The sequence below is a fragment of the Nocardioides hungaricus genome, assembly GCF_054782915.1.
On the sequence record NZ_BAAGRO010000006.1, the window covers coordinates 80428 to 88392 of the forward strand.

General features: G+C 68.5%; 8 protein-coding genes, 1 tRNA gene and 1 pseudogene. 7 read left to right on the top strand and 3 right to left on the bottom strand.

Annotated elements, in window-relative coordinates; genetic code table 11:
* Positions 1–6 precede the first annotated feature (6 nt).
* The 5 genes from ACYVKX_RS03185 (at position 7) to ACYVKX_RS03205 (ending at position 2001) form a co-directional block, all read left to right on the top strand.
* Positions 7–162 carry a hypothetical protein gene (locus tag ACYVKX_RS03185; RefSeq protein WP_460829111.1) on the top strand — a complete coding sequence of 52 codons (156 nt, stop codon included), beginning with the start codon at positions 7–9 and terminating at the stop codon, positions 160–162.
* Positions 159–773, top strand: coding sequence for a nicotinate-nucleotide adenylyltransferase (gene nadD / locus ACYVKX_RS03190; RefSeq protein ID WP_460829117.1), 615 nt, complete (start codon positions 159–161; stop codon positions 771–773). The genes ACYVKX_RS03185 and nadD overlap by 4 nt, the downstream gene beginning before the upstream one ends.
* On the top strand, positions 770–1147 hold the full coding sequence (gene rsfS / locus ACYVKX_RS03195) for a ribosome silencing factor (protein WP_460829112.1): 378 nt from the start codon (positions 770–772) through the stop codon (positions 1145–1147). Before nadD ends, rsfS begins: the two co-directional genes overlap by 4 nt.
* Positions 1137–1745 carry a histidine phosphatase family protein gene (locus tag ACYVKX_RS03200; RefSeq protein ID WP_460829113.1) on the top strand — a complete coding sequence of 203 codons (609 nt, stop codon included), beginning with the start codon at positions 1137–1139 and terminating at the stop codon, positions 1743–1745. The genes rsfS and ACYVKX_RS03200 overlap by 11 nt, the downstream gene beginning before the upstream one ends.
* Before the next feature lie 183 nt (positions 1746–1928).
* Positions 1929–2001 (top strand) — tRNA-Ala (locus ACYVKX_RS03205).
* A gap of 559 nt (positions 2002–2560) precedes the next feature.
* Here the strand turns inward: ACYVKX_RS03205 and ACYVKX_RS03210 are convergent.
* A pseudogene (locus tag ACYVKX_RS03210) lies at positions 2561–3676 on the bottom strand (recombinase family protein); the annotation flags it as partial.
* 358 nt (positions 3677–4034) lie between these two features.
* On the opposite strand from ACYVKX_RS03210, the gene ACYVKX_RS03215 reads away from it, so the two are divergent.
* Together ACYVKX_RS03215 and ACYVKX_RS03220 are read left to right on the top strand one after the other, a co-directional pair.
* Positions 4035–4595, top strand: coding sequence for a tyrosine-type recombinase/integrase (locus tag ACYVKX_RS03215; RefSeq protein WP_460829114.1), 561 nt, complete (start codon positions 4035–4037; stop codon positions 4593–4595).
* 335 nt (positions 4596–4930) lie between these two features.
* A complete protein-coding gene (locus ACYVKX_RS03220) occupies positions 4931–6802 on the top strand; it encodes a tyrosine-type recombinase/integrase (RefSeq protein WP_460829115.1) in 1872 nt (623 codons plus the stop codon).
* A 554-nt stretch (positions 6803–7356) separates the two neighbouring features.
* On the opposite strand, the gene ACYVKX_RS03225 is transcribed toward ACYVKX_RS03220, so the two are convergent.
* Positions 7357–7674, bottom strand: coding sequence for a hypothetical protein (locus ACYVKX_RS03225; protein ID WP_460829119.1), 318 nt, complete (start codon positions 7672–7674; stop codon positions 7357–7359).
* The gene (locus ACYVKX_RS03230; protein WP_460829118.1) at positions 7671–7895 is read right to left on the bottom strand and encodes an integrase core domain-containing protein; all 225 of its coding nucleotides are present in this window, start codon (positions 7893–7895) and stop codon (positions 7671–7673) included. Before ACYVKX_RS03230 ends, ACYVKX_RS03225 begins: the two co-directional genes overlap by 4 nt.
* Positions 7896–7965: the final 70 nt, after the last annotated feature.

Here is a 7965-nt window from a genome sequence, read left to right on the forward strand (position 1 = left end):
GGCACCATGCTGAATCCGAGCGTCGTCGTCCGCCTCGCGGAGGAGCAGGCCGTCAACGAGAGCGTGCCGAACCCGTGGCTCGTCGGCGGCATCACGCTGGCGATCCTTCTCGCACTCCTCATCGGGCTGCTGATCTTCGGCTCAGGTCGCGAGCACAGCTGACCAGTCGCGTCGGTGTCATGGGCGGCACCTTCGACCCGATCCACCACGGGCACCTCGTGGCGGCGTCGGAGGTGCAGGCGTGGTTCGACCTCGACGAGGTCGTCTTCGTCCCGACCGGTGACCCCTGGCAGAAGTCCGACCGGGTCGTCACCCCGGCCGAGCACCGCTACCTGATGACGGTCATCGCGACCGCCTCCAACCCCCGTTTCACGGTCTCCCGCGTCGACGTCGACCGCGCCGGCCCGACGTACACGATCGACACGCTGCGCGACCTGCGCGCGCAGCGGCCGGACGCCGAGCTGTACTTCATCACCGGCGTCGACGCCCTCGCCGACATCTTCAGCTGGCGCGACGCCGGGGAGCTGTTCGAGCTCGCACAGTTCGTCGGCTGCACGCGGCCCGGGTACGCCCTGGACGAGGCGGCGATCGGGGCGATCCCCGCCGATCGGGTGACGATGGTGGAGATCCCCGCTCTCGCGATCTCGTCGACGGACTGCCGGGACCGCACCCGGCGCGGCGAGCCGGTCTGGTACCTCGTGCCGGACGGCGTCGTGCAGTACATCGCCAAGCACCACCTGTATCCCCAGGACCCTGTCGGAGACTCGCCGTGACCGCCACCGACCATGCCCTCGAGCTCGTGCACGCCGCCGCCCGCGCGGCCTCGGAGAAGCTCGGCCAGCAGATCGTCGCCTTCGACGTGAGCGAGCAGCTCGCGATCACCGACGCGTTCGTGCTCGCCTCGGCGACCAACGACCGCCAGGTGAAGGCGATCGTCGACGAGGTCGAGGACCGGCTCCGCGAGATCGGCGCCAAGCCGGTACGGCGCGAGGGCGAGCGTGACGGCCGCTGGGTGCTCATCGACTACGGCGTGATCGTCGTGCACGTGCAGCACGAGGAGGAGCGGCAGTTCTACGCGCTCGAGCGGCTCTGGCGCGACTGCCCGACCATCGAGCTGCCGGCCGACGTCGTCTCCCATGAGCGCTAGGCGGCTGATCCTCCTCCGGCACGGCCGGACCGCCTGGAACGCCGAGCAGCGGATCCAGGGCCAGCTCGATGCCGAGCTCGACGACACCGGTCACCGCCAGGCCGCCGCGGTCGCATCCGTGCTCGCCGCGCTGTCACCGGCCGCCCTGTGGTCCAGCGACTCCGCGCGTGCCCGGCAGACGGCGGCGTACCTCGCCAAGGAGACCGGCCTCGAGCCGACGTACGACGCCCGGCTGCGTGAGTACGACCTCGCCGGCTGGCAGGGGCTGACCCACGATGACCTGGTCGGCACCCCCGGCTTCGAGGAGTTCCGCCGCGGCGACTTCGACGTCGTGCCCGGGGGAGAGACCGCCACCGCGGTCGCCACCCGCATGGTCGCTGCCGTCTCCGAACTGCTCGCCTCGATCGGCCCCGGCGAGCTCGCCGTCGCCGTCTCGCACGGCGCCGCGATCCGCGACGCCGTACCCCTCCTCCTCGGCTGGCCGGCCACCGAGCGCGCCGCGCTGCACGGCCTGGACAACTGCGGCTGGGCCGAGCTCGACACCTCCGGCGACGGCCCGATGCGACTGTCGGCGTACAACCGCGTCGTGCTGGTCTGAGGCTGCGGGCTTCCCCGATGCACCGTGGAACCTTGACGTTCTCGGGCCAAACTTCGGCCGAGAGGTGCCAGCTCTCCCCGAACAGTCCCGCGGTCCGCGTCGCTCACCACCCCGATTTCGCTTCGGCTCCGGCGTTGGCTAGTATTCCGCGAGTTGTCGTCCCGCAGGGAGAGCAACGAGTTCGGGGCTGTGGCGCAGCTGGTAGCGCATCTGCATGGCATGCAGAGGGTCAGGGGTTCGAGTCCCCTCAGCTCCACAATTGAAGACGTACTAGAACACCTGACATCGGTAGATGTCGGGACTGGTGCGAGGGCGGCGAAGGGCTCAGCGAGCCGGATCGTCGCCCTTTCGTCTTCGCTGATCTCGATGCCGTCGGTGAAGGCTTGGTTCGCCAGCCGCTTGCCTTGCTCGTCGGTCCGGGCGTAGAGGGTGGCGCAGTCGACCAGCAGGCTGAGTGCGGTGCTGAGTTGCTTGCGTGATCCCTCGTGGTGGTCGTGCTCGCTGGCGAGCCGGCGGTCGATGTCAGCGAGTCTGGCTCGGATGCGGTCTTGGTGACGCTTGAGAGTGTCGAGGTCGATCGCGTCGGCGAAGTGTGCGGCGAGCAGTTTGTCGCTCTCGTTCTGGAGCCGCTTGCGGTTCTCGGTCAACTCGGCCAGTTCTTGGGAGCGGGAGGCGAGGCGTTCGTCGAACGCGGCCTCGACCTGCGCCGCGAGCGCCGCGTACTGCTCCTCGGTGATCGTGATGTCTCGGTAGCAGTCGGCGACGAGTTGCTCGGCGATCCCGACGGGCACGGCGCGGCGGGTGCAGTTCTTTCGCTTGGAGGCACGGCCGGAGCAGACGTAGTAGGCGTACCGGACGCCCTGCTTGTTGGCGGGAAAGTCCAGTTGCATCCGCGACCCACACGCACCGCAGAACAGCGTGCCTTTCAGGTAGTGGTCGTGGCTGCGTCGCCGCTCGGCGGCGATCTTGCGGGCGTCCAGGAGCGTCTGGACCTGTTGCCAGGTCTCGATGTCGATCAGCGGCTCGTGGGCGCCGGCCTGTTCTGCGCCCTTGTAGCGGACCATGCCGATGTAGTAGGGGTTGCGCAGCAGCTTGAAGAACCCCGAGCGCGCCACCGGGCCAGAGGCGCGTTTCGGGGTCGGGACGGTGGTGAGGCCGCGGGCGGTCACGTCGGCCAGGAGACTGACCACGGTGTGCTCGCCGGTGGCGTACTGCTCGAACACCCACCGCACCAGCGGGGCGCGTTCGGGGTCGATCTCGACGGTGCGGTACTCGCGGCCCTGCTCGTCCCGCTTGCGGACGTTGAGGTAGCCGATCGGGGCGCGCATCGGGGTGCCGCCGGTCTCGAACTTCTGGACGAGGCCCTTGGTGACCTCGGTGGCGAGATTCTTGGAGTAGAACTCCGCAATGCTCGACATGATCCCGTGCAGCAGCATCCCCGACGGGGTCTCGTCGATGTTCTCCGTCGCCGACACCAGCGTGACCCCGGCCGCGACGAGACGCCGGTGAATCTCCACGTCGTCGAGGCGGTTCCGGGCGAGGCGGTCGACCTTGTGCACGATGCAGTAGGTGACTTGATGGGTCTCGATGTACTCCAGCATCCGTTGCAGGTCGGGCCGGTCGGCCGAGCGCGCCGACTCGCCGGCGTCGACGAACTCGGCCACGATCCGCGCCTCCAGGTCCTCTGCCTTGCGGGCGTTCGCCTGGCGCTGCGCGGGGATGGAGAACCCTTCGTCACGACCGCCCTTGCTCGCTTGCTCCTTGGTCGAGACCCGCTGATACGTCACCGCCGTCAACGGCGGCGTGGTAGCCGTCTCGTGGATCGGCATCGTGAGTGTCATCGTCGTTTCCTCCATCGGCACCCGGCGCTGACGAGGCGGATGCCGGGTCTTCGGTGTCGTGGTGGTCAGCGATCCGCCGCTGCCGCTCATCGAGTTCTTCGGCGTGGAGTTCGTCGGCGATGTGCAGCACCAGGGCGATCAGTTGCTTGGTGTCAGGTGTGGAGCGCGCTCGGGACTCGGCCGCGATGCGTCGGCCCGTGCTGGTGACCCGGTAGTGCTTCATACCCAGCAGGTGCACTCAGGGTCTGATCCTGTTGGGCTGTGCGTGCTTCGGCGCGGGCTTGGCGGTGCTCGGCGAGACGCATCCTCGCGAGCAGGATCAGGCTGACCGGTCCCATGATGAGGAACTTCAGGCCCGACCAGATCGTGACGAGCGCGATGAGGTGGAGCCAGCCGGGGCCGCCTGCGTCGATGAGGGTGGTGCACCAGTAGGCGATGGCGAAGTATCGTGGTGCGGCTCAAGGGCGCCCGCGACGAGCACCGCGTCCCGGTCACCGAGGAGTTCTGGCGTCTGTTCGACCTGTATCTGGAACACGAGCGTCGCGACGCCCCGGGCGAGGCCGCGTGGGTCGGGTTGCGCCGTGCCTGGCCCAACCCACTGACCTACGGCGCCTTCGAGGCTGCCCTGCGTCAGCTCGGGAGCCGTACCGGGATCGAGGTCACTGCCCACATGTTCCGCCACACCGTGGCGTCGGGGGTGGTGGCCACCTCCGGAGTGGCTGCCGCTCAGCAACTGCTGGGCCATCGGCACATCGCGACCACCGCCGACACCTATGCCCACGTCGACCAGCGGGCGTTGGTCGAGGCCGTCAGCGAGATCGAGCGGCAGGCCCGAGCGGCGGCCGAGACCGCCCGTCGCGGGCCGGCTGACGGGCCCGCCGGTCGGATCGAGGGTCCCCGGTATGTGTTCCACTACGACTCCCAGACGTTGGCCGAGTTGGAGGCGGTGGCCACGCCGCGTCCCACTCCGGGCTCGGCGTGCGACCCGGCGGAAGGACCTCGGGCATGACCGGCGCGGTCATCCGGCGGGCCCGCCAGCTCGGTGCGGCTTCCTATGACCGTCAGGTGTGCATCGAGCACCTGGCCGAGCAGATGCGCGGCTGGCGGTTCACCAAGCGTTACGACGACAACCGGATGCTCTACGCGGTCCACGCGACCTTGGACGTGCTCGACGGGCTGGAGGGCGTCAGCCTGGCTGAGCGGTGGGCGAGGTTCGAGGAGCAGATCTGGCCGCGGTGGCAGGCCGGGATCGATCGACCCGATCGAGGCACCCGGTGGGGGTTCGGGGTCTGGGCGCTGGTGATCTCCCGGCTGGTGCGACCACGATGGGCGACCATCGCGACGGTGCGGATCGGGGACTGGAGCAGGCTACTCCCCGCCGACGATCCGGTCATCGAGGCCCGCCAACGACTGGCCGACGCTGCCGGATCGTGTTCGATCGGTTCGCCGAAGTCCTACGAGATCGCGATCAACATGGCCACGCGGCTGATGCTGACCCGCGCAGCCGACCGGCTCGACGATCTGGCGGAGGAGGACCTGCTTCTCCCGCCCTCGGGTATGAAGGGCGGCGACGTCCTGGACGTGCTGCTGTGTCAGCTCGGAGTGTTCGACCGTACGCCGCGATCGGGGACTGCGCGCCGTCGTACGGCGCCGCGGCACACCGAACGCGAACTCGCCGTCGTGGCCGGAGTGCCGGAGCCTTTCGTCGAGGTCGTCGGGCTCTACCTGGAGACCTACGCGCGCAGGCTCTCGGATTCCTACACGACGTTGCGGGCCAAGGCCGTCGCGCTGAGCCACTTCTTCCGCTACCTGCACGAAGCCCATCCCGAGGTCACGTCGTGTTCGCAAGTCACCCCGGCTCAGGCGCGGGCGTTCGTGCCGCAGGCGAGGGTGGTGGCCCGCGCGACGCAGCGCAGCCATCCCCGCAAGGGTGATGAGGACCGCACCACGCCGCACACCTGGCTGGTCGACATCCGGGTGTTCTTCGCCGACATCTCAACCTGGGTCACCGAGCCAGACTCCCCGTTCGCAGGCCACACCCCATCCAGTGTGGTGCTGACCCGTCATGACCTGGCCGACACCGGGTTCGCCAAAGCCCGCAAACGTGCGGAGGCCAGGTTGACCTCGACGGTGTTGGACCTGCAACGCGAGATCCCCAACATTCGCGCGTTCGCGTTGCGCCGCTGGCACGACGCCGACCACGAGCTGCGTCAGCATCCGGACGATAAGGCGCTGATCGCTGCCGAACGGACAGGGTTCTGGGACTGGGGTCTGCTGGAGCTGCTGCTGACCAGCGGGCTGCGGATCGAGGAGGCCTGCGAGCTGACCACCTTCGACGTGCTACGCCGGTCCCTGCCAGACGGCCGGCTCTACTACCTGCTGCACATCAAGCCCAGCAAGTTCGGCCGAGCCCGCGTCATCCCGATCGGCGACCAGCTAGGCCGGGTCGTCGCCGAGATCATCCGTCATGTCCGCGGCTTCTACGGCACCGACCACGTCCCGCTGGTCGACCGGCGCGACGAGCACGAGAAGCGCCCGCTGCCGCGGGCGCCCTACCTCCTGCAGGGCCTCCGCCACCCCAGCGCGGTCAACACCAACACCATCCGCGGCCGACTCCGGTGGCTGTCCGAGCAGACCAGCGCCCGGCACGCCGACGGCGCCCCGCTGATCCTAACCCCGCACGACTGCCGACGCGTGTTCGCCTCAGAGCACCTCAACGCCCACACCCCGGTCCACGTGATCCAGGCGCTGCTCGGCCACGCCACCATCGACACCGTGATGATCTACGCCAAGCTCTACCCCGACCAGTTCGTCACCGACTACCGCAAGGCGATGCGCGGCCTGTATGCCGACGTGTACGGCCCGGCCGCGGGCGGGACTCCGACCGAGGCCGATCGGGCCGAGTTCACGGCCAACTGCTCCATGCGGGACATGGGTACGCACGTGTGCGCGCTGCCCACCGGCGAACACTGTCCCCGCGGATTGGTCTGCCTGGGCTGTGGCCACGCCCAACCCAAGAAGAGCGCCCTGCCGGTCTTCCGCCGGATGCTCCGCAGCCACACCTGGGCACTCGACAAAGCCCGCGAACACGGCGAACCCGCCGGACAGATCGCCGCCCGCGAACTCGAGATCGAACGCATCCGGTCCGCCATGCAGCGCGCGCAAGAACTCAGTGGCGACGCAGCCGAAGCCCTCGAAGCCGCGGCCGCCGGATGAGCATGTCTAGCCCTCCTTGACGTCCCCATGCGTCGCCGCGATAGTGAGCGCACTTTCATGCCTAGGCTCGGGGGTTACGCATGTACGAGGTCGAGTTGGACGTCTTCTCTGGACGACCCAACCCCCGATGGCTTCTTACGCCGACTGAGGCGGCGGAGTTCACGCAGCGGGTGCTCGACGGCGCAACTCCCGCGGTCCCTGTCGACGTGAGCGAGGGAAACCTGGGATACCGCGGGTTTCATAGTCCGCGCGTCCGGAGCCGAAGCTGAGGCTCTGGGCAAGACGGGCCGGCCGTTAGCCTTCCGGGTACGGTCCGGACTGCCGGGTACAACCGCCGATCTGAGTGCTGAACAGTTCCTCCTGCAGGGCGTCTCGGGACCGAGCGGGCTGACGGACGCGGAGGTATCAGCCGTGTTCGAGCAGGTCATGTGGGATATGGCGCAGACGGGCAGCCCTGACCAAGCCACGCTCGCAGCAGCCGGTGTGTGCAGCCTGTACTACACCAGTTGGAATGACTTCTCGTGAGCAATAGTCAATACCTGTGGACGGCGTGTTCACGCGACCTGCTGCTCACCTCCTGATTCGTCGGCGTTGTCGTCGGCCTGGTCGTCGTCTCGTTCGACCAGGACACCGTTCTTGAACGCTGCGCCGGCACGGACGAGGGCCACGAGGTGGGGTGCGTTGAGGGCATGGCAATCCCCTGAAACCGTAGAGACCTGATTTTGTCGGTTCTCGTGGGCCGGCATCCCGCTCGGCGCTCGGGGACCGCGCCCGGAGTCGGGGTCAAGGCTGGCCATCGGCCACCCGGAGGGCTTGGCCTTGACGTCGACGAGGACACGGTCACGCTCGTTGCGCGGGATTCGGTCGTTCATGCTGCCTGCTCCTTGTGCTGCGCGAGGTCGCCGGCGCGCAGGGCGAGCTCGTAGGCGATCGGGGAACGCATCCCCAGGGAGGAGTGCCGCCGATCGTGGTTGTACTCCTCGATCCAGGCCGCGACCCGTCGACGGGCCTGGGCCTTGGCGGTGAAGTGCTCAAGCTGACGCAGCTCGAACTCCACGGTGGAATGCCAGCTCTCGATGACCGCATTGTCCAGCGCTTATCCGGCTAATTTCCGTCCGTGGTGGACTGTTGGCCGGTTAACGCTGTCAGTCTCGGGTGAGTCG

Bases quoted from the DNA above. Each gene is read 5' to 3' on its own strand.
- ACYVKX_RS03185 (WP_460829111.1), top strand. From the start codon at position 7: ATGCTGAATCCGAGCGTCGTCGTCCGCCTCGCGGAGGAGCAGGCCGTC.
- ACYVKX_RS03200 (WP_460829113.1), top strand. From the start codon at position 1,137: ATGAGCGCTAGGCGGCTGATCCTCCTCCGGCACGGCCGGACCGCCTGG.
- ACYVKX_RS03225 (WP_460829119.1), bottom strand. From the start codon at position 7,674: ATGAACGACCGAATCCCGCGCAACGAGCGTGACCGTGTCCTCGTCGAC.